General features: G+C 42.1%; 19 protein-coding genes. 7 read left to right on the forward strand and 12 right to left on the reverse strand.

The window, feature by feature from the left end:
- Positions 1–63 precede the first annotated feature (63 nt).
- The 3 genes from BuS5_RS00570 to BuS5_RS00580 all read right to left on the reverse strand — a co-directional run bounded on the left by BuS5_RS00570 (position 64) and on the right by BuS5_RS00580 (position 1,697).
- Positions 64–402 carry a type II toxin-antitoxin system HicB family antitoxin gene (locus BuS5_RS00570; RefSeq protein ID WP_027354934.1) on the reverse strand — a complete coding sequence of 113 codons (339 nt, stop codon included), beginning with the start codon at positions 400–402 and terminating at the stop codon, positions 64–66.
- Between the two features lie 36 nt (positions 403–438).
- Entirely contained in the window at positions 439–660 is a 222-nt protein-coding gene (locus tag BuS5_RS00575; protein WP_027354935.1) for a hypothetical protein, read from the reverse strand.
- A 431-nt stretch (positions 661–1,091) separates the two neighbouring features.
- A complete protein-coding gene (locus BuS5_RS00580; RefSeq protein ID WP_443112715.1) occupies positions 1,092–1,697 on the reverse strand; it encodes an ISL3 family transposase in 606 nt (201 codons plus the stop codon).
- 287 nt (positions 1,698–1,984) lie between these two features.
- Here BuS5_RS00580 and BuS5_RS00585 point away from each other — a divergent pair, with 287 nt between their 5' ends.
- Entirely contained in the window at positions 1,985–2,716 is a 732-nt protein-coding gene (locus BuS5_RS00585; protein ID WP_274427931.1) for a hypothetical protein, read from the forward strand.
- A gap of 202 nt (positions 2,717–2,918) precedes the next feature.
- Here the strand turns inward: BuS5_RS00585 and BuS5_RS00590 are convergent, their stop codons facing one another.
- The 8 genes from BuS5_RS00590 to BuS5_RS00625 form a co-directional block, all read right to left on the reverse strand.
- The gene (locus BuS5_RS00590; protein WP_274427932.1) at positions 2,919–3,416 is read right to left on the reverse strand and encodes a cobalamin B12-binding domain-containing protein; all 498 of its coding nucleotides are present in this window, start codon (positions 3,414–3,416) and stop codon (positions 2,919–2,921) included.
- 423 nt (positions 3,417–3,839) lie between these two features.
- Entirely contained in the window at positions 3,840–4,622 is a 783-nt protein-coding gene (locus BuS5_RS00595) for a 4Fe-4S binding protein (protein ID WP_027353416.1), read from the reverse strand.
- 15 nt (positions 4,623–4,637) lie between these two features.
- The gene (locus BuS5_RS00600; RefSeq protein ID WP_027353417.1) at positions 4,638–5,375 is read right to left on the reverse strand and encodes an ATP-binding protein; all 738 of its coding nucleotides are present in this window, start codon (positions 5,373–5,375) and stop codon (positions 4,638–4,640) included.
- 10 nt (positions 5,376–5,385) lie between these two features.
- The gene (locus BuS5_RS00605) at positions 5,386–6,123 is read right to left on the reverse strand and encodes an HD domain-containing protein (RefSeq protein WP_027353418.1); all 738 of its coding nucleotides are present in this window, start codon (positions 6,121–6,123) and stop codon (positions 5,386–5,388) included.
- Between the two features lie 80 nt (positions 6,124–6,203).
- Positions 6,204–7,868, reverse strand: coding sequence for a hydroxylamine reductase (gene hcp, locus BuS5_RS00610; RefSeq protein ID WP_027353419.1), 1,665 nt, complete (start codon positions 7,866–7,868; stop codon positions 6,204–6,206).
- 858 nt (positions 7,869–8,726) lie between these two features.
- Positions 8,727–9,116, reverse strand: coding sequence for a hypothetical protein (locus tag BuS5_RS00615; protein WP_027353420.1), 390 nt, complete (start codon positions 9,114–9,116; stop codon positions 8,727–8,729).
- Between the two features lie 41 nt (positions 9,117–9,157).
- Complete coding sequence (locus tag BuS5_RS00620; RefSeq protein ID WP_027353421.1) at positions 9,158–12,589, reverse strand: UvrD-helicase domain-containing protein; 3,432 nt, start codon at positions 12,587–12,589, stop codon at positions 9,158–9,160.
- Positions 12,586–13,092 carry a hypothetical protein gene (locus BuS5_RS00625; RefSeq protein ID WP_051374652.1) on the reverse strand — a complete coding sequence of 169 codons (507 nt, stop codon included), beginning with the start codon at positions 13,090–13,092 and terminating at the stop codon, positions 12,586–12,588. Before BuS5_RS00625 ends, BuS5_RS00620 begins: the two co-directional genes overlap by 4 nt.
- A gap of 336 nt (positions 13,093–13,428) precedes the next feature.
- Here BuS5_RS00625 and BuS5_RS00630 point away from each other — a divergent pair, with 336 nt between their 5' ends.
- Positions 13,429–13,854 (forward strand): molybdenum cofactor biosynthesis protein MoaE, encoded by a 426-nt coding sequence (locus BuS5_RS00630; RefSeq protein WP_051374653.1) that lies wholly within the window; start codon positions 13,429–13,431, stop codon positions 13,852–13,854.
- 305 nt (positions 13,855–14,159) lie between these two features.
- On the opposite strand, the gene BuS5_RS00635 is transcribed toward BuS5_RS00630, so the two are convergent.
- On the reverse strand, positions 14,160–14,582 hold the full coding sequence (locus BuS5_RS00635) for an OadG family protein (protein WP_027353423.1): 423 nt from the start codon (positions 14,580–14,582) through the stop codon (positions 14,160–14,162).
- A 500-nt stretch (positions 14,583–15,082) separates the two neighbouring features.
- On the opposite strand from BuS5_RS00635, the gene BuS5_RS00640 reads away from it, so the two are divergent.
- From BuS5_RS00640 to nrdR, 5 genes are all read left to right on the forward strand, one after another.
- The gene (locus BuS5_RS00640; RefSeq protein WP_027353424.1) at positions 15,083–17,368 is read left to right on the forward strand and encodes a hybrid sensor histidine kinase/response regulator; all 2,286 of its coding nucleotides are present in this window, start codon (positions 15,083–15,085) and stop codon (positions 17,366–17,368) included.
- A gap of 138 nt (positions 17,369–17,506) precedes the next feature.
- Complete coding sequence (gene rpiB, locus BuS5_RS00645; protein ID WP_027353425.1) at positions 17,507–17,953, forward strand: ribose 5-phosphate isomerase B; 447 nt, start codon at positions 17,507–17,509, stop codon at positions 17,951–17,953.
- A 55-nt stretch (positions 17,954–18,008) separates the two neighbouring features.
- Positions 18,009–19,265 (forward strand): serine hydroxymethyltransferase, encoded by a 1,257-nt coding sequence (gene glyA, locus BuS5_RS00650; RefSeq protein ID WP_027353426.1) that lies wholly within the window; start codon positions 18,009–18,011, stop codon positions 19,263–19,265.
- Between the two features lie 8 nt (positions 19,266–19,273).
- Complete coding sequence (locus BuS5_RS00655; RefSeq protein ID WP_027353427.1) at positions 19,274–19,732, forward strand: deoxycytidylate deaminase; 459 nt, start codon at positions 19,274–19,276, stop codon at positions 19,730–19,732.
- Positions 19,733–19,750: 18 nt separating this feature from the next.
- Positions 19,751–20,215, forward strand: coding sequence for a transcriptional regulator NrdR (gene nrdR / locus BuS5_RS00660; RefSeq protein WP_027353428.1), 465 nt, complete (start codon positions 19,751–19,753; stop codon positions 20,213–20,215).
- Positions 20,216–20,226: the final 11 nt, after the last annotated feature.

Raw genomic sequence — 20,226 nt, forward strand, 5'->3', positions numbered from 1 at the left:
CGAAGGTAAAATAACTTTTTCATATTGCACCCCAGGTTCTCTTAGTTGGCTGGTCGCAGTATTTTAGTGTGCGTGGATAACTTGCTCAAGTGTATCTGCTACCCATTTATTGATGCTTTTTCCGGTATGTGCTGCGGCTGCGGCGATATCAGCATGAATATTGGGAGGGATGCGCAGGGTCAGCTTGCCTGAGTAAGCTTTTTGTGGTTTTTCACCACGTTGCTCGCATACATCCAGATAATGGTTGATGGCATTGTGGAAGTCGGCGGTCAGTTCCTTCACTGTTTCCCCATGAAAGCCTATAATATCTCGAACGCCAAGCACACGTCCAAAGAAAACATTGTCAGTGGAGTCGAATTCAATCCGTGCTGTAAAACCCTTAAAGGAAAATATATTTCTCATGTCTCGATTCCTATGCCAGGCTCTGCTTTTACTCGTTTAACCCGAATAATTACCCGGGATATTAACATAACCCTCAAAATCCTTTTCCATCAAAAAACGTGAAATCATTTCACTGACCTTATCAGCGGTGTCCACGCGATAATGCCCCTTTGCATCCCGCCCGACAGCTTTTTTGGCGTTGCCGACAATTGTCTGAAGCGCTGTGACTGAAATTTCAATATTCGCGTTTATTAATATCATTTCTCCGGTATCGGTCATAGAAAATCCTTTTTTTATTCACCACCGAATGCAGTGTGATTTAATTTTTTTTCATTGCAATATCTATAATCTATTGATAATAAAAATACGTCAACCTTTTTTATCAACATTCCCGACATCCATTATATAACATAAAAAATGAAATATTTTTCACACTTACCATGAAAAATATTTATCAAATTATATATTTTTATTCGTAAAAAGAGCCTACGCAGACGTCCAACGCACCTATAATTTATCGTAAAAGTGAATAATATTAAGGTGTTATGTTTTTTTAAAAAAAATGGCATAATACTTGCGTTAAGAAACGCTTAAATACACTTCTTAAATATTAAATATACTTAGATATAGTTAAAATAATATTCCGGTTTGATAATTCCGCTCAATTGTTTATTCGATTAAAAGAGAGGTTGCAGGTGAGTATTTTAGGCTCATCGCGGATTAGTGGAAAATCCCTGTTCCGCAAATACGCGGAGTTTACAATTTTCGAAATTTCTGTAACCAAAAGCTGACCTAATGATATTCCTTATGCTATTGTTGAGGCCTTCAACGAAACCATTTGTAATCCTTTCTATAAAATACGTGAGGATTTCTTTCCACCAATTCTTTAACGTACTGACAAACTTCAAAAGAAACTTATTCCCTGTCCATTTTGCTCTATATATCCAAGCAGTTAGGAATCTTTTCGCCTTGTCTCGGCAGTGCACTTTGTCAAATATATGCCTGAAGTCCTCTTTGAGGAGATATAATTCTTTAAGTGATGGACACAGATCAAGCATCGTGCATAAACGTGCTTCTTCAGCCGCTGAAAGCCCAGATCTGTTTTTAACAAGTATCCAACGCATTCCTTTCAATATGTCTTTTTTATCTTGTGGAAGTCCGCGTTGGATAGTGCGGCGCATTTGGCTTAAGCGCCCATTTAATTGCTTCATCACATGGAATCTGTCAACCACCAGTTGAGCCTTGGGGAGCTTTTTACGCGTCGCTTGAGCATAAGGCGCCCACATATCAATAGACACAAAGCGAATTGCCTTAATTTAAGATTGCTGATTGAAAAAAATCATTATTCCCTATATATTTAAATATTTTAACCAAAAAGATGGTTATTGCTATGAGTAAAGTTTCAAAATTAAAAAAAGTAGAACTGCCTGGAAAAACAAAGCAGTTGATCGTACTCGTATAATTAAGTATCAGAAAGCTGAGCTGAAACGTACTAAAAATGAACGAAATAAATACAAGTCTGAACTCCGGAAAAATAGACAAGAATTAGAACAAGAACGTAAAAAGAACACATTGTCGGTTAATAGTGGTGAAATGGGCTGAAATGGTTCTTAAGCACTCACCACGGGGGCGAGTTTCAAAGGACTCTGTAGTTTCAAAACTTAGGAATTATCTTGGTAAACTTCCTGAATATAAACAGTTTATCAAGCGATTTCTTCGTGATGCATCTCCTCTTTTAAAAAGCCGGGAAATTTTTAAAGCTCAAGGCTTGAATATGAAAACCTACAAAGAGTGCAAAGAACTTTTAAAAAATATCCCTCAAAGCTCTCAAGTACGTATCGGTTTTATTACCTGGATGGAAAAACAATTAATAGTCGCTGAATCATTGGGCATGGGCAATACTGGAATGCCTATTTGTTCTGATAATATTGAATCCCTGTTTGGACTTGGTAAAACACATGGTACAGGAGAAGTAAAAGATGCAAACCGAATTGCACTTCGTTTACCGGCTTTTTGCGGATCTGTGAATAGAGAATCCGTTCGGATGGCAATGGGCGTTACAGTAAAGGAACAACAGGAAGTTGAAAATAAGTTGTTGTCTTTAACTCGGCAGCGCCGAAAAATTTTACCAACCCCCGGAAGCCTTACAGATAGTTTGTCAACTGAGTTTGACTGTGGTTTAACTCTTCTACCGGTGCCAAAAAATGATGAAAAATCAAAAGATGTAACTGATATTACAGCAAATTTTGAACAATTAGGTGGGCCCGTAAATAAGTTTACAAAACAACCTTATGCGCCCAATAATGCCGAATATAATAACCGTGCCGCAGCTTAATAAGCATTTGTTTAACCACATTCAAATATAAATAATGGGTATTATCAACATGTTAATGCTTTGTTTATAAATGGAGCAAATTGACATACATAACTTATATTCTGAAGGGGGGGCCAAATCCTGAGCAAGCTAATTATGGGGATTTAGACACCCCAGATTACAGCCTGTCTGTCGGGCAGGGGAATTCTCTACATAAACGAAGTCAACCTGCTCGATGAACATGTCGTTGATCAGCCAAAAGATATTCAAGAAAGGAAGCAACGTTTTTGGCAACATAATGCACGCCGGCCCGCCGGGCAAGACATGGATCTGCTTTAAAGATCGGCCCTCCGACCACCACCTTTGTTTTGGGCGGCAGATTACGGCAAATTGCGGTAAGAGCCTCTTCAGTGTCAAATTGTAAAATCGTAAGCCCCAAAAAATCCGGGTCCACCTCACAGCAGGTCTTCATTATTTGTTTCGGTGTCTGAAGCAGTCCGAGAGGATTAATCCGGATGCCGGCCACTTCTGCGTATAGATGAATCACCTGAAGACCATGCCCAAAGGTGTCGTTCAGGGTTGCCGTGACCATCAGCGGCGGTTCTTCCCAAATTCCCTCAATATGGTTTTTCTTCTTCCACTCAATCAATTCGTTTGCTGTAGACACCAGTCCTGAACGAGACGGGAATCCGGTTTTTTTCCAATGGCCAAGAAGATCCATCAGTTTTTTCCGAAGTTTTATTTGAGATTCGTGCATAATTTATTAAAAAAAATTCAGGCGGTGGCCCTATGTGTCAGGATATATAGATTTTTAGATAATTATGTTGAAAGCTATTTCGATGACGTTGTTAATGTTGAATTTTTTCCTGTTAGGGAACTGGAAGGAAATAATCTACGCATATCGCGCAGAATTTTTGTTCGTCTTCAAGGCGTGGTAACAGTTGCATAGTGAACTATAGACCGTCACATAAATAATTTCACTGCGTTATCGGTCGGAGATATACGATTAGTATTATCTCCTCGCTCTAGCCTTGTGAAATTAATTATGCGACAATCTATATACAACTGTTACCGCAACGTAGAAGACGGACAAAAGGGCAAGCAGGATGCGTAGATTATTTTCTGTAAGTTCCCTTAAGTCCTTTCAGTTTTTTAGAAATTGTCGGCTATTATATGCATCCGCAAAGCGTGCGCCAGTTTTGCTGTTTTTTTTGTAATAATCAATACATTTTTTTGCAATTTTCAGGGTTTCATCTTCACTGAAGATGCCCGGAAGTTCTTCAGCAAGTCGTGGATGTCTCCCCAGTTTCCCTCCAAGGAGAATCCTGAAACCAGCCTTTTTTTCAGTAATTGTTCCTGTGGGGCATTCTTTTAAACACTGCCCGCATTTTATGCAAAGATCATGATCTATCTCAGGCGTGCATTCTTTTTCATTCAGTGTAACTGCATTTTCTTTGCATATTTCAACGCACTGTCCACATAGTGCGCATTCATTTCCTGTGATTGCCGGAATACTTGCGCCTATGATTCCGATATCCTTAATCTGAGGCTGCGAACATGCATTTGGGCAGTCTGCCAGTGTCACTCTGAACTCATGGTGAAATTTTATATTATCTCCAATCTTCTGCCTTAGAAATTTCAGGATATCTTCTTTTGCAAGCAGGTTTTCAAGCCTGTTAAAAAGTGCATTACTTTCAAGAGCACGGTTGGGACATCCGCCTGATCCAAAACATGTATCGATCTGGAACCCTTTTATTTCAGAACTCATATTCGTCAGATATCTTTTCTGTGCGGTCTTGAGATCTGAAATCGTGACTCCTTTTCTGCCTGCAGCCATGGCTTCATTTTCAACACGGGCCCTGACTTTTTTCCTGACAAAAAAGGGAATTTTCTTAATCGCTTTTTCTGCTTCTTCAGTCCATTTCATAGCCAAAATTCCAGGTTAACCTTCAATTATTTTGCCCCTGTTGCTTATAACCACTTTTTTAAGCGGAATAGTTGTTTCGGCTTTTTCCATTGCTTTGATCAAGATTCCGGGAAGTCCGGAGCAGCACGGGACTTCCATGGTAAGACACGTTATACTTTTAATCCTTGCAATTTTAAATATTTCTGCAAATTTTTCAACATAGCTTTCCTTATCATCAAATTTAGGACAGCCTATCATCACCGCCCTGCCTTTAAGGAAATCGTTATGAAGTGTAGGGTAGGCAATGGGTACACAGTCTGCTGCCACAAGAAGGTCAGCTCCTTTAAGAAACGGCGCATTAGGAGGAACAAGTCTTATCTGAACCGGCCAGTGGGAAAGAGCCGACTCTTCAGAGGCAAGTGAAACGGGTTTGTTGGCAGACAGGCAGGTTGTTTCCTTTGAGAAATCCTGAATCTGTGTTGATGGACATCCACAAGGCAATGTGTCCTGCATGGGCCCTGCTTTTTTTTGCTGCTCAAGATGCTTTTCAACAGCATCTTCATCAAATTCATCAGTTTCGCGTTCAACTATCTTGAGCGCCCCTTGCGGGCAGTCTCCAATACATGCGCCAAGTCCGTCGCAAAGATTATCCGAGATTACTTTGGCCTTGCCGTCAATAATTTTAATGGCACCTTCAGCACATGCTATTACACACTGACCGCATCCATCACAGAGTTCTTCATTAATATCGATTATTTTTCTTTTTACTGTCATCAGGATACCTCTAATTGTTGTTCAATAAAATTTTTCGAGCATGCGCTTTACCGGAATCGGTCATAAATGATTTTGTTATAATTCCTTCGAGCTTTTCAGCGTTGATCGGTTTGTCCTTATGGTTATCCTCCATATTTGCTATAAGGTCTGCATCATAAACCGCTTTGAAATTGGCGGTTTCTTCCGGCCTGGGGTGGTGGTGATGCTCGACGATATCGCATACTTCTTCTATAAGTTCTTCTTTGGCTCCAAGCTTTTCCATTATTGAGCGGGCTATGGGCGGGCCTTCCTGCTCCTGGTATTTTGGCGCGGTGCTGTTATATTTTTTTTCCGCTTCATGAATTCCGATATCATGAAGGTATGCCGCAGATAAAATAACCGCCAGATTTCCCTGGCCTTCGGCTTTGCTTATTTTTTCCGCATACCGGGCTACACGTGTAGCATGGCCGATTCTTTTAAAATCGGTTCTAAAATACCGTTTCATTTCAATGGCCACCCTATCCTTTAACAAATCTTCCTTCTGTGCCAGGAGTTCAGGGGGAAGGTTTCCTATGCATTGTTCGGCAAACTGGCAATATGAAGCGCACCCAAAATCCATTTCAGGATTGATGAACTTGTGCCCGCAATGTGGGCATTTGCGGGTTGTGTCATCCTTGAAAAATTCCACCTTTTTACCGCATTCCGGACATTTTGCATCAAAGATAGCTCCCGGTTTCCAGTACATGGTATCTTGACCTGGGCATTTCATGATTTCCCTCCATTTTTCTGATTGATTTTTTGGCAGGATTTAGGGGCAGGCCTGTAAATCCTGTCAAAAAACCAATATATCTACTTTCCTGCCATCATTGCCTCAATATCCGCTTCTACCGTGCCTATTGGTTTAATGTCGAATTTTTCAACCAGAACCTTGACGACATTCGGCGAAAGAAACGCGGGAAGAGTCGGCCCCAAGCGAATACCTTTAACACCGAGAAATAGAAGAGCCAGAAGAACAGCTACTGCTTTTTGTTCATACCAGGCAATATCGTATGAAATCGGCAGATCGTTAATATCGTCCAGCTCAAACACTTCTTTCAGCTTCAGAGCAATTACCGCCAAAGAATAACTGTCATTGCACTGGCCCGCATCGAGTACTCTCGGGATTCCTCCGATATCACCAAGATCAAGCTTGTTGTAACGATATTTTGCGCATCCGGCCGTAAGAATCACAGTCTCCTTGGGCAGATTTTCGGCTATTTCGGTATAGTAGCTTCTGGATTTCTGGCGTCCGTCGCATCCTGCCATAACCACAAAGCGTTTGATTGCTCCTGATTTTACTGCATCTACTACTTTGTCGGCAAGAGCGAGAACCTGGTTGTGGGCGAATCCGCCGACAATTTTGCCGGTTTCAATTTCAGTTGGAGGATCGCATTTTTTTGCCAACTCGACAATCCCGGAAAAATCCTTTGAGCCGCCTTCGGGCCTGTCTTGAATATGTTTTACACCAGGATACCCTGTCATTCCGGTAGTAAAGATTCTGTTTTGATATGTATTATTCTTTTTCATGGGAATAATACAGTTTGTAGTCATAAGGATAGGGCCGTTAAAGGATTCAAACTCCTTGTTCTGGTGAAACCAGGCATTACCGTAGTTGCCTACAAAATGATCATACTTTTTAAAGGACGGATAGTAATTGGCAGGAAGCATTTCACCGTGGGTGTATACATCTACCCCGGTTCCTTCTGTCTGCTTTAAAAGTTCTTCCATATCCTTAAGATCATGGCCGCTGATCAAAATCCCGGGATTTTTTCCTGCACCGATATTGACTTCGGTGATCTCCGGATTTCCGTAAGAAGATGTATTCGCTTCATCCAGCAGCGCCATTGTATTTACTGAAACCTCTCCGGCTTTCATGACAAGGGCGACCATATCATCAACAGATAAATCTTTTGTGGTTGAAGCAAGGGCTTCCATGAGAAAATCGTAAATATCTTCTTTTTTACACCCCAAAAGAGCTGCATGATCAGCATATGCGGCAACACCCTTTAAACCGATGATCAAAAGCTCCCTTAAAGAGCGAACATCTTCATCTTTTGTTGAAAGAACGCCCACGGATTTTGCTTTTTCATTAAACTCGGCAGCATTATCTGAAGACCATGTTGCTGAATCATGTAATTTTTCATCAAAATCTTTTCCATTTTTTTCTTTATATGCAGACAAAAATTTCTCTTTAAGCTCTTCCCTACGTTTTAAAGCCTCTTTGATCATGGCGATAAACCGCTCATTATCCCAGTTTGCGTTGGTGATTGTCGTAAAAAGTCCCTGTGCAACAAATAACCCGGTTTCCTTATCATGGATGCTGAGCTCTTTTGTCTTTTCACCATAAACGGCTATACCTTTTAACACATAGATTAAAAGATCCTGCAAGTTTGCGGTTTCTTCCGGTTTTCCGCAAACACCCTTTACAGTACAGCCTTTATTCTTGGCTGTCTCCTGACATTGAAAACAAAACATAATTGCCTCCTTTAATTAATGGTTGTTTGTAAATAAACTTTCCTTACAATTATGGTTCATCACGGATTAGTGTGGTAATCCATGATGAACAGCTATTAGCACTTAGCTTTTAGCTGTTAGGAATTAACGCTAAAAGCTAATAACTAACAGCTAAAAGCTAATACTTGATGGCATAAGTTTAATTAGTATATGCTCAAGAAATAGAATCTCCACAATAATCCGCTATGATCCACAATTATTTATAGCGTGTCCCGTAAATCTTGATACTCGTAGAAAGCAACTTGTGACGCATGTTTACTGCCAAAAATTTTCATAAACAGTATCAAGACTTCCGAAACGTGCTATAGTTTTGATTATAAATTACTGTACCGAGCATTTATTTACCTTGACTTATGTCAAAAATTGAAAAAATATATTTTTGAATGCCTATAGACCGTCAGATAATTACCTGATTTTAAAATTTGGCACAAGGCCAGGGGGAGGAAGGCGTATTATAATACGCCTTCCTCCCCCTGGCCTTGTGAAATTTATTATCTGACAATCTATAGTTTGTTCCAACGCCGGAGCGTTGGAATAAGATGAAAATTACCAAATATGACCTTGCCGAGTATAGTTTTGAGAGTTCAAGCTATGAGCTTTCAGTTACGGGCAAGTGTATTTCGATAATAAGTCCGCCACCGGATACATAAATATCGTTAATATCTTCGATGGAAATAACAGGCAATAAGGAGTATCGCCGATTGTTTTTCAGGTGCCCTAATTGTGTTTACTGTCCTGATTAGTGGCTATTTGAAAGTGGCTGATTGGTCTGAATCCATAATCCATCCTGGTTCCAGCGTGGCGGGAACCAGGATGCAGTTATTGAGAAGTTACATAATGATCAGCAATTTTTTTATATTCACTGAGAATAAATTTTTTAGGAAAATCTTCTCTTGAATAATATAGAGATGTATGGGTTAGTACGGAATCGCACATTTCTTTGAAAACAGCATCCTTATCGGCAGCGCTTATAAAATTTCTTTCCCTTTTTTTTTCAAAGACGATCATATCCCCTGTAGCTCCGACAATTTCATCGTAAGTCGCAGCTTCCGCACCGTTATTAGTGAACATTTCCGGTTTAACGGGAATATCCATCCTTGTAATCAGGGCTACATAATAACGTCCCCCAGCTATCTTTCTTGATGCATCATAAAAATTTAGTGTCAGATTATTTTCCAGCAATACAGTTTCAATAAGTTTTTCTTCCATATTTTTTTATGCCTTAATTGATTATGGTTTTAATTTATATTTCAAAATAATTGCATCTGCTTATTTACGCGTTGCTTCCTGCTTTGCCCGGCCTGTTTTTCACGTTCCTGCAGATGTTCTTCAATATTCCTGACAAAGGGCGAGAGCTTGCGCATGGTCAGGCGGCCGAAGATGCGGCGTTTTTTTGCCCAGGTGAGAAAGAGCATCTCTTTCGCGCGGGTCATGCCGACAAAAAAGAGTCTTTTTTCCTCTTTAATATCAGGAATATGTTCTTCTGATTTTTTATAAGGTATGAGCCCGTCTTCACACCCGGTGATAAAGACAACCGGAAATTCGAGTCCCTTGGCCGCATGCAGGGTCATTAGGGAGACCTTCTCAATGTGCTGTTCGTAAAGATCCGTATCTGATCCCAGGGTTATTTCAGTTAAAAATTGTTTTGAATCGCACGCAAACTTTTTGGCAAAGGAGATAACCGCCCGGACCTTGTCCGCCGCAATGGAATCATCAAGGATGGTACCAGCTATACCCGTATGATCGAGTAGATATTCGAGCTTGTTTTCAAGAGTCATCTTTGCCATGCCCTTTTCAATATCTTTCAGTCTCCCCAGGAAAGAATCGAGCAGCCCCTGCTGTTTTTTTGGCATTTCCTGTACAGGAAAACGGCGAATATTATAAAGTGTTTCGTGTAGTGTAAAATTGTTGTCAAGCCCCCATCCGGCCAATTTTTCCAAAGTCTTTGCGCCTATGCCGGCAACGCCTGTTTTAACTATTTTTTCAAAATCTAAAAAAGTACCCTGCTTTTCCGTAATCTTAAGCCAGGCAAGAAGTTCCGCAACGGTTTTATGTTCATACAGCCTTTCCCGGCTTGCGACCTGGCATGGAATTCCGGCGGCCTCAAGCTGGTCGGCAATAACCATGCCCTGATTATTGGTTCTGTAGAGTACCGCAAAATCGGAAAAACTTCTGGGGGAATCTTCGCTGGAAAGGTCTATTTTATCAAAATCTATGCTGTGAAATCCGGTTCCTCCGATCATCTGTTCAATCCGCCGGCCAACATCCACGGCTTCGGCCTTTTCCGATCCTGTTTCTATGATGCCTATGGTCTTTTTGCCCTTAATTTCCGAATAAATCCTGAAACCTTCCGGGGTTGCATCTTCCCGCGCAAGGGCCTGGTAAGAGGCGTCAAGAATAGTCTGAACGGAACGGTAATTTCTGGTAAGCCTTATAATCTCCGCATCCGGATAATCCGTAATAAAATCGTGAAAATATTTCTTGTCGGATCCTCTGAATCCGTAAATAGACTGATCCGGGTCGCCGATCACGCAGAGATCCTTTCCAGGAGGAGAGAGCGCCTTTATGATCCGGTACTGCCCGTAGTTCAGATCCTGATATTCATCCACAAAGATATATTTAAACCTGGAGCGGTATTTTTCAAGAGTTGAACGATTGTTTTTAAAAAGCAGGGCGGTTTTCAATATAAGGTCTTCGTAATCGTATAAAGAGAGCAGAGACATGATCTGCTGATATTCTTTATATATTGCGGCAAACCCGATTGCATGATTTTTATCGGTTATTTTATTAATTGCGGACTCATCTTCCGGTCTGAGCAGCTTCTGTTTGGCGGATATAATTATATTTTCTATTTTGTTTTTATGGAGGGATATTTTACCTTTGCGGCGCTCCACACGCTTTATCGTCGTCATGATGATATGGCTTCGGCCGCGATCGTCTATTACGCAAATGTCGCTGTTTTTTTTCTGCTCATAAAGAATTGAATAGCACAGGGAATGTAAAGTTGAACATAAAGGAAGTCTGAAACTATTGCCTAACATAGGAACCAATCTATCCCTCATTTCCCGGGCTGCTTTGACTGTAAATGTGACTGCCAGAATATTTTCAGGCGGCACATTCCCTGCTTTTACAATATGAGCTATCCTGCCGGTAATAGTCCGGGTCTTGCCGGTTCCAGGACCGGCCACAATCATCATGGGGCCGTTTTTATGGAGAACCGCTTTTTTCTGTTCTTCATTAAGCGTTTCAAGAGCGCTGGAATCCGACAAATTGACAACAGCTTCCAGACGGTTTTTTTTAACAACATCAGGCTTTTTTTTTCGCAAGGTTTCCGGAGAGGCCTTTTTTTTGAGCTTATTTTTTTTTGCGGCCCCTTTTTTTGCAACTTCAGGAATGCTGAAGAGGGTTTTCTGGCCAAGAAGCTCCGCCCGCTCCGAATCAGTAAAAATTTTAATAACTCCGTATTCCCCGTCATATCCCGGAATAACATGCATCTCTTTGGAGCGCATGCGCCGGACGGCCTCGCCTATAAGTGGGATGCCAGCCTTTTCAATATCAGCAATTTTCAAGTCATGGAGTATGGAAAATTCACTGCCCAACCGGGCAAGCGCTGAATTATAATATTTTGCAACTTTTTTTGATTGGGGCCCCACACGAAATATTTCGGAAAGAATGTTGACAAGAGGCGCTATGCTGTAAAAAGGATGGGTATGCCCGGGTTTTTCTCCGGCAGGTCTTCCGGCAAGCTCCTCCACCCTGTACAAAACTCCCAGTGTCAACGGCTTTCCGCAGACCGGGCAGATTCCGTCTGCGGCAATGGTTTCATTAGGTTTGAAACAGACACCGCATTTGCGATGCCCGTCCAGGTGGTATTTACCTTCTTCCGGATAGAATTCAAAGGTTCCCAGAAAGGACTCCGGGTCGCCCGATTCCAGGGTGGTTTTTATGTCCGCAAAACTTAAATTCGTATCAAACAGGTTGGCCTCCCGGCCCAGCTTCATGGGTGAATGTGCGTCTGAATTCGAGACAAGCGTCAACCCGTCGAGATCCTTGATCCGCCAATTCATTAAAGGATCTGAAGAAAGACCCGTTTCGACTGCGAATATGTTTGAAGAGAGATCTTCAAAACATTCCTCAATTGCATCAAAACCCGATTTGGAACCAAATAGAGAAAACCAGGGCGTCCAGATATGGGCCGGAATAAGAAATCCGTTATTTGTGGTTTCCAGGAGGATTTCAAGCAGATCCCTTGAATCTAGTCCAAGGATCGGTCTGCCGTCCGACTTTATATTGCCTATCTTGTCCAGGCGGGAGTTAAACCTTTCTGCCGCATCAATATCAGGCAGAAAAACCAGGTTATGATTTTTACGGGTCCGACCGTTTTTTTTATAAATAGAACTTATTTCGGATTCCAGCATAAAGCGCACCATGCCCCGGCAGGCCCGGGGAACTTGCTGATCGCATTTTTCAGCCAGATCCGCTTTTAATTTGAAGAGCCCCTTTTCAGCAGGAACCAGTTTTTCTTTAATTTCGGCCATCCAGCCCGGATGGGTGGCATCTCCGGTTGCCACAACCTGGATTCCTTTTAACTGGGCGGCGATGTACAGGTGTTCAAGATCAAGATTTTTGGCGGTGGCCATGGAAAATTTTGAATGGATATGCAGATCCGCTATAAATTTCATCCGTTTTTTCCATTTTGAATTTTAATCGACAAGATGTACTCCTTTACCCCGCCTACAGCGGAACTGAAAATCCTGTTGCCTAACATTATCACATGCACATTATCCTTGTTTCCACAAATTTTTGCGAATTCAGGGCCGATCAGGGATACTGGTTCTGCGGCGCCTTTGGAAGCACTTAAAGCGGCCACGTATTGATCAAGACGTTCTTTCAGGATACTAAAGTAGTCGATCTCTTTTCCTGTTACGGAAGATGCTGTAAGCGACAAATTGACCGAAAATTCATTAATCGCATTCCAGAAAGACTCGGTGAGTTCATTCTTCCGGGAACTGCCGGAAAGGAAAAAGGATATCCCCCATCCCACACTGATTATTTTTAATATCTGTGCTTCATACTCTATGGCAACGGGGTTGAGCTCTTTTCCGTCAGGAAGCAGACCCAGGAACTCTTTCAGATCATCACGGGCAATAGCAAAATTTACCAGGCGCTCTTTTACATCATCCATACTTACTTGCTGTTTAATGGGAGAAATCATGGTCAAAAATTTTTTCCAAGTTTAAGGTTTTTGAAAAATTTAAGCAGTTCCTCTGCGGTGAATATACCGAGCCTAACAGGTAGAAAAGTGTTAACTATTTTTACACTCCAATGAAAGACGCTTTATAAGCATAGCAATATTTTTTTACCTTTAAAACAGATTTTTATTTTTTTTAACCAGCCTGGCGCAGCCTTCTTCCTTTTTGTACTTTCTATATTCAATTTTATAGGGTATAAAGTTCTCAAGGAATACCGACAAAATAAGGGGCATGCCCGGCCTTCGGGCGGATCCGGGGAATATAATAATATGAAACCTGAAAAAGAAAAAATGGTAGAGTTGACTGAAGATAAAATTGACCTTGCCGGCGCAATGGAAAGATTAAAAAGCCCGGAAATCGGGGCGATTGCATCTTACTTCGGCAGTGTTCGCAATACTTCAAAAGGAAAAAATACAGCCAGCTTAACATATCCTGGGGAAGGATCGTCCCTGGTATTAGAAAAAATGAAAGAACTCAGAAAAAACGCATTGAATAAATACGACATTCGGGATGCGATGATGATCCAGAGAATCGGGTACTTAAAACCGGGAGATAATATTCTTTTCGTAGGAATAAGCGCTGCAACACGAACCCCGGCCTTTGAGGCCTGCAGTTACATAATAGACAGGATAAAGGCCGAGGTTCATCCCGGCTGGAAAAAGGAAAAATTTCAAAGCAGTGTCGACCTAACCTGAATCTGTGCGCCTGCTTGTGGAAGTTATTTTTGAGCGAGTCCTAAGGGAACTTACAGAAAATAATCTACGCATCCTGCTTGCCCTTTTGTCCGTCTTTTACGTCGCGGTAACAGTTGTATATAGATTGTCGCATAATTAATTTCACAAGGCTAGAGCGAGGAGATAATACTAATCGTATATCTCCGACCGATAACGCAGTGAAATTATTTATGTGACGGTCTATAGTTCACTATGCAACTGTTACCACGCCTTGAAGACGAACAAAAATTCTGCACGATATGCGTAGATTATTTCCTTCCAGTTCCCTAAGGCCTGGAAATCTGCCGCCATACAAACAGACCTTCTCCTCGCGACACTAAAATGCCGGCATTACGCAGATAGTTTATGGATATGTATGGGTGCGGGAAATCAAATTTTTTTGAAAGTTTAATTAGGGCGGATAATTTAAAAGGCTCTCCAAGCTGATCTACCAGCGGTTTATAATGATATGAAAGACTGCTGATATCCATGGATAAAACAGACCCCGGTGTTTCAATAATCTTTGGCCTTTGTTTTTCTATGTTTTTTTGTATCTTTTTAGCAAATTTTTTTTTATCAAGGAAATGGAGCACCTTGTGTATCCGGGAAATAACAAAGGAAAGGGTTACAAGCCCGGTGAATACGATGGCAATGCCAAGTATGGCCATGACCCAGCCGTTATAGGCGGAAATAGCTTCTATACCGTACAATGAAAACCTCCTTTATTATTGCAAACCTTTTAAAGTATTTTACTAACCTGACTATTGATTGTCAATAATTGGGAACCTCCGAAACCATTTGACATTACTGCTATTCATTAGTTATAGGTTTTTACATAAATAATTTCACTGCGTTATCAGTTAAAACCTTCGGCCGACTTATTGTCGGTGCGCTTCCTAAGGTTTTTTGTAACCGTTCACGGTTATAGGTTCACAGTTAACGGTTGAAAAATACAGCGGGTTTCGGTGGATTCGCTTCGCTTAATCCACCCTACAAACTTACGTTGCTCTTGAACCGTAGGGTGGATTAAGGAGCGTAAGCGACGAATCCACCAAAGTAGCTGTCCCGCCTTACGTTGATGGCCTGAGATTCAATTTATAAACAGGAAATTATGCCGCTTGTAACCGTGAACGGTTACGGTTTTTTCTATAGCCTTGTGAAACTAATCAGATAGTATGATTTTTTAGTAACCAAAAGGGTTGGCTATAATATGGGTAATGCCATCAGGTTCTGGAAATGGCTGGGGATTGTATTAGTAATTATTATAATTTTTGCCGATGTGGTTTACGCATTGAGTTTCAATGCCGGAATCATCTTTCCTGCTTCAATTCTCGTGACAGGTGTTTTTTTCGTTATCGGGTTTATTTTATTCCGGGCGGGGAATCGTCGCCAGCATGAATATATAAAAAAGCTTGTGCAGAACGAGCAGACCTTGCAACAGCGGGAACGATACCTGGTGGCGTTAAATAAAGCAGGTTCACTCCTGCTTAAAGCTGGCCGGGAAGTTCCCTGTAAGGAGTTCATCAATGCAATCGGACCCGCCTATGATGCCAGCCGGACCTATTTATTTTTCAATCATCGGGATAATGACGGCAAGCTGCGCATGAGCCAAGTTGCGGAATGGTGCGTCGAGGGCATAAAACCTGAAATCGACAACCCATCATTACAAAATCTGCCCTATAAAGAAAATTTTTCACGCTGGCAGAAGATACTTTCCAGGGGCGATATCATAAGCGGCCGGGTTGTTGACTTTCCGGCCGCTGAACGTGACATGCTTGAACCACAGGGAATTCTCTACATTCTCATTGTTCCTCTTTTTATTGATAATGATTTTATTGGTTTTATTGGTTTTGACAATTGTGTTGATGATCAAGAATGGGGTTTGGCAGAGCATAAGTATCTTGCCACTGCCGCAAATCTTCTATCCCAGGCGCTGAAGCGAAGCCAGGCTGAAGAATCGTTACGCCAGGAGAATAGCCGTTTTGTTACGGTTATGGATTCCCTTGATATAGTGATATTAGCGGTTGACATACAATCCTATGAACTTATTTTTTTAAATAAGTTAGGCAAAGAGATATTGGGTGATAATATAGGCCGGCCCTGTTGGAAGGTTCTGCAAAAAGGACAAACAGGGCCTTGTGATTTCTGCACTAATCATCGCCTGCTTGACAATGACGGGAGGCCCTCATCACCTTATACCCGGGAGTCCGGGAATAACATAACAGGCAGGTGGTACCAATGCCACGAACAGGCCATTGTCTGGCCTGACGGCCGTCTTGTCCGTCTTCAAATTGCTACGGATATTACCCAAATTAAGCAGGCTGCAATAGAAAAGTCGGCCTTGCAGGAAAAACTTATACGTTCCCAAAAAATGGAAGCCATAGGTTTAATGGCCGGCGGTGTAGCCCATGACCTGAATAATATTCTGTCCGGAATAGTCGGTTATCCGGATCTGTTACTTATGCAACTGCCGGAAGAGAGCAAATTACGAAGGCCGATTGAGGAGATCCAAAAATCAGGCCACCGGGCTGCAGAGGTAGTTGCAGACCTGCTCACTGTGGCCCGTGGCGTTGCCGCCGGACGGGAAACCTGCAGCCTTAACACTCTGGTCGCCGAGTATATGAATTCGCCGGAATGCCGAAATTATAAATTATTGTATCCAAACGTAATCTATACCTTAAGGCTTGAACCGGACCTGCTTAATATCTCCTGTTCGTCGGTGCATATAAAAAAATGCATCATGAACCTGATGATAAACGCTGCTGAAGCTATTAGCGGGGACGGCAGTATTATTATAAGCACTGAAAATCAATATGTGGATAAACCGATTCCCGAAAATTGTTACATGGAGAAAGGCGAATATGCTGTTCTCAGCTTTAAGGATACCGGTTCGGGCATCTCTAAAGAGGATATCAATTGCATTTTTGAACCGTTTTATTCAAAAAAGGTGCTGGGCAGAAGCGGCACGGGATTGGGATTAACCGTAGTCTGGAATACGGTACAGGATCATGGCGGCGGGGTCACTGTTGAAAGCGGCGACAAGGGAACGAATTTTACATTATATTTCCCAGCAATCAGGGAAGCTTTGAATAAACAGATAAAAAGTATCAGGCTCGACGAATTGATGGGACATGGCGATAAAATTCTGGTAATAGACGATGAAGCATTGCAGCAGGATATTGCTACCAAGATGCTGACTACACTTGGCTATCAGGTTGACTCCGTAAGCTCGGGAGAAGAGGCAATCGAATACCTGGAAAAGAATTCTGTGGATTTACTTGTGCTCGATATGATTATGGATCCCGGTATAGGCGGGCTGGAGACCTATGAACAGGTCATAGATCTGCATCCCGGCCAGAAGGCCATCATCGCCAGCGGCTTTTCTGAAAACAAAGATGTGAAAAACGTTCAAAAAATAGGCGCAGGTCAGTTTATCAAAAAACCGTATACCATGAACCGGATTGGGGCGGCAGTCCGGCAAGCTTTGTATGAATAAGTTATTCCGGCTAAAGCCGGAATCAGGGGACTGTGCTGCTTTTGAACGAACCCTAAATTTTTTCTTGCGATAATCTTATGAAATATATAAAATATATGGTTATATTGAAAACGAAACTATTGATGCGGGAATTTTGAAATGAATGAAAATATGTCCCCGATTATTATAGGCTGTGATCATGCGGCATACTACTTAAAAGGGAAGATTAAAGAATTTATTGTTAAAAGAGGAATAGAAGTTAAAGATGTCGGAACCGACAGCGAGGAATCGGTCGATTATCCGGACTTTGGAATCAAGGTTGCTTCCATGGTATCTACCGGGAGCTATGCGCGCGGCATACTTTTATGCGGCACAGGGTTGGGCATGTCTATGGTTGCAAACAGATTCACCAATGTTAGAGCCGCTCTTTGCGGTGATATGTTTTCCGCCATAATGAGCAGGTGTCATAATGACTCGAACATTCTTGTTATGGGAGCGCGTGTGATCGGCGAGTCGCTGGCAATGGAGATAGTCCGGGCTTGGCTTGAAACTCCTTTTGAGGGAGGCAGGCATCTTGAGCGGATAGAAAAGTTTAATAATATATAGATTTCGTTCTCCTCTCTTATTTGAAAATTTATAACCAAGATTTAGGAATATGTAAGTGGATTTTAAAGCTGTTGAAAATATAGATTCTGAGATTGCATCTGTTCTTGAAAATGAAAATAAAAGGCAGAAAAATACCCTTGAACTAATCGCCTCTGAAAATGTGGCAAGCAAGGCTGTCATGGCTGTGCAGGGGAGTATCCTGACTAATAAATATGCGGAAGGTTATCCAGCCAAGCGGTTTTATGGCGGCTGTGAATATGTTGATGTGGCGGAAACCCTCGCAACAACCAGAGTAAAAAGACTATTTGGAGCGGAATATGCAAATGTACAACCCCATTCCGGTTCCCAGGCAAACATGTCCGTATATTTTTCTTTGCTGGAGCCGGGCGATACCGTACTGGGGATGGATTTGTCGCATGGCGGCCATCTTACCCACGGGAGCAAGGCCAGTTTTTCAGGAAAACTTTTTAATTTTGTTCATTATGGGGTTGATAAGGAGACCTGCAGAATCGACTATGATTCTGTTGCCGAAATTGTTGAAAAGAGCCGGCCCAAGATGATTGTTGCCGGCGCAAGCGCTTATCCCCGCACAATAGACTTTAAAGCCTTTGCAGGGATCGCAGAAGCGGCCGGATCCTATTTGATGGTTGACATGGCCCATATTGCAGGTCTTGTTGCCGCAGGTCTTCATCCTTCGCCGATACCATATGCAGCGGTTGTTACTTCAACGACCCACAAGACATTGAGGGGACCGCGCGGGGGGCTGATTCTTGCGAAAAAAGATTATGGAGCCAGGTTAAACAGCACAGTATTTCCCGGAATACAGGGCGGCCCGCTTATGCATGTTATAGCTGCCAAGGCAGTTGCCTTTAAAGAGGCTTTATCGGAATCATTTAAACTCTATCAGCAGAATGTTTTGAATAATGCCAAAACTCTTGCCGGATGCTTGATGAAAGAGGGGATCAACCTGGTTTCAGGCGGGACTGATAATCATATGATCCTTGTGGACTTAAGGAACCTTGATATTACGGGTAAAGATGCTGAAGCAATATTGGGCCGCGCCGGGATAACCGTCAACAAAAATTCGATCCCATTTGAAGAGCGTAGTCCGTTTGTAACCAGCGGAATTCGTATAGGCACACCTGCTGTAACTACACGCGGCATGAAGGAACCTGAAATGGAAATTATTGCCGCAATGATTGTCAAAATCCTGAAAAATTCCGCTAATGATAATCTTGTAAAAAACATAAAAAAGAGGGTTCGGGAGCTGTGTGACAGGTTTCCGCTTTATAATGACCACGGGAAGGATTAAAGGGGGTTATGTTCGAAATCGAGGACCGTCCATCATGGGAAAAATATTTTATGGATATTGCTTTTCTTGTGGCAAAACGCTCCACCTGTCTTAGACGTTCCGTCGGCGCAGTCCTTGTAAAAAATAAAAGAATTCTGGCAACCGGTTACAATGGCGCACCTTCAGGTATTCGCCATTGCTCCGAAACCGGCTGCCTTAGAGATAGCTTGAACGTACCGTCCGGTGAAAAGCACGAACTTTGCCGGGGCATACATGCCGAGCAGAATTCTATTATCCAGGCTGCTTTTCATGGCGTTTCCATTAAAGGCGCTACTCTTTTTTGTACAAATCTTCCATGCTCAATATGTGCCAAAATGATAATCAATGCCGGTATAACCAGGATATATTTTCATGACGGATATGCCGATGCCATGTCGGAAGAGATGTTGAAAGAGGCCGGAGTTGAGGTGATACGAGTCTGTTCATAAGGAACGGGAATAAAGTTTATGAAGTGTCCATTTTGTAAAGAAATTAACAACAAGGTTATAGATTCCAGGTTGAGCAAGGATGGTGAAGTGACACGCCGGAGAAGGGAATGTATTGCATGCCGAAGGCGCTTTACAACCTATGAGCATATTGAGCAGACGCCCTTGATGATAGTAAAAAAGGACGGACGGCGTGAGGTCTTCTCCGGAAACAAGATCCGGTCGGGCATAAAAAAAGCCTGTGAAAAGCGCGATATAAGCATGAACCTGATCGATGAGTTTATCGCTGAACTGCAACATGACCTCCGGGAAATTGGTGAAAAAGAGGTTCCGTCCGCAATACTCGGAGAAAAAATAATGGCCAGGCTGCATAACCTTGATCCTGTTGCCTATGTCAGGTTTGCATCGGTATACAGAGAATTTAAGGATGTAAATGATTTTGTTTCGGAACTGAAAAATTTACTGAGTAGTAATAAAGCTGATTAGTAATAAAGCGT

It is taken from the genome of Desulfosarcina sp. BuS5 (assembly GCF_028752835.1).
In the GTDB taxonomy this organism is placed as follows: Bacteria; Desulfobacterota; Desulfobacteria; order Desulfobacterales; family BuS5; genus BuS5.

Excerpts from the sequence above, each read along its gene's own strand:
- BuS5_RS00570 (WP_027354934.1), bottom strand. The coding sequence starts at position 402 with ATGAGAAATATATTTTCCTTTAAGGGTTTTACAGCACGGATTGAATTC.
- BuS5_RS00575 (WP_027354935.1), bottom strand. The coding sequence starts at position 660 with ATGACCGATACCGGAGAAATGATATTAATAAACGCGAATATTGAAATT.
- BuS5_RS00585 (WP_274427931.1), top strand. The coding sequence starts at position 1,985 with ATGGTTCTTAAGCACTCACCACGGGGGCGAGTTTCAAAGGACTCTGTA.
- BuS5_RS00590 (WP_274427932.1), bottom strand. The coding sequence starts at position 3,416 with ATGGATCTTCTTGGCCATTGGAAAAAAACCGGATTCCCGTCTCGTTCA.
- BuS5_RS00595 (WP_027353416.1), bottom strand. The coding sequence starts at position 4,622 with ATGAAATGGACTGAAGAAGCAGAAAAAGCGATTAAGAAAATTCCCTTT.
- BuS5_RS00600 (WP_027353417.1), bottom strand. The coding sequence starts at position 5,375 with ATGACAGTAAAAAGAAAAATAATCGATATTAATGAAGAACTCTGTGAT.
- BuS5_RS00605 (WP_027353418.1), bottom strand. The coding sequence starts at position 6,123 with ATGAAATGCCCAGGTCAAGATACCATGTACTGGAAACCGGGAGCTATC.
- hcp (WP_027353419.1), bottom strand. The coding sequence starts at position 7,868 with ATGTTTTGTTTTCAATGTCAGGAGACAGCCAAGAATAAAGGCTGTACT.
- BuS5_RS00615 (WP_027353420.1), bottom strand. The coding sequence starts at position 9,116 with ATGGAAGAAAAACTTATTGAAACTGTATTGCTGGAAAATAATCTGACA.
- BuS5_RS00620 (WP_027353421.1), bottom strand. The coding sequence starts at position 12,589 with ATGAAATTTATAGCGGATCTGCATATCCATTCAAAATTTTCCATGGCC.
- BuS5_RS00625 (WP_051374652.1), bottom strand. The coding sequence starts at position 13,092 with ATGGATGATGTAAAAGAGCGCCTGGTAAATTTTGCTATTGCCCGTGAT.
- BuS5_RS00630 (WP_051374653.1), top strand. The coding sequence starts at position 13,429 with ATGAAACCTGAAAAAGAAAAAATGGTAGAGTTGACTGAAGATAAAATT.
- BuS5_RS00640 (WP_027353424.1), top strand. The coding sequence starts at position 15,083 with ATGGGTAATGCCATCAGGTTCTGGAAATGGCTGGGGATTGTATTAGTA.
- rpiB (WP_027353425.1), top strand. The coding sequence starts at position 17,507 with ATGAATGAAAATATGTCCCCGATTATTATAGGCTGTGATCATGCGGCA.
- BuS5_RS00655 (WP_027353427.1), top strand. The coding sequence starts at position 19,274 with ATGTTCGAAATCGAGGACCGTCCATCATGGGAAAAATATTTTATGGAT.
- nrdR (WP_027353428.1), top strand. The coding sequence starts at position 19,751 with ATGAAGTGTCCATTTTGTAAAGAAATTAACAACAAGGTTATAGATTCC.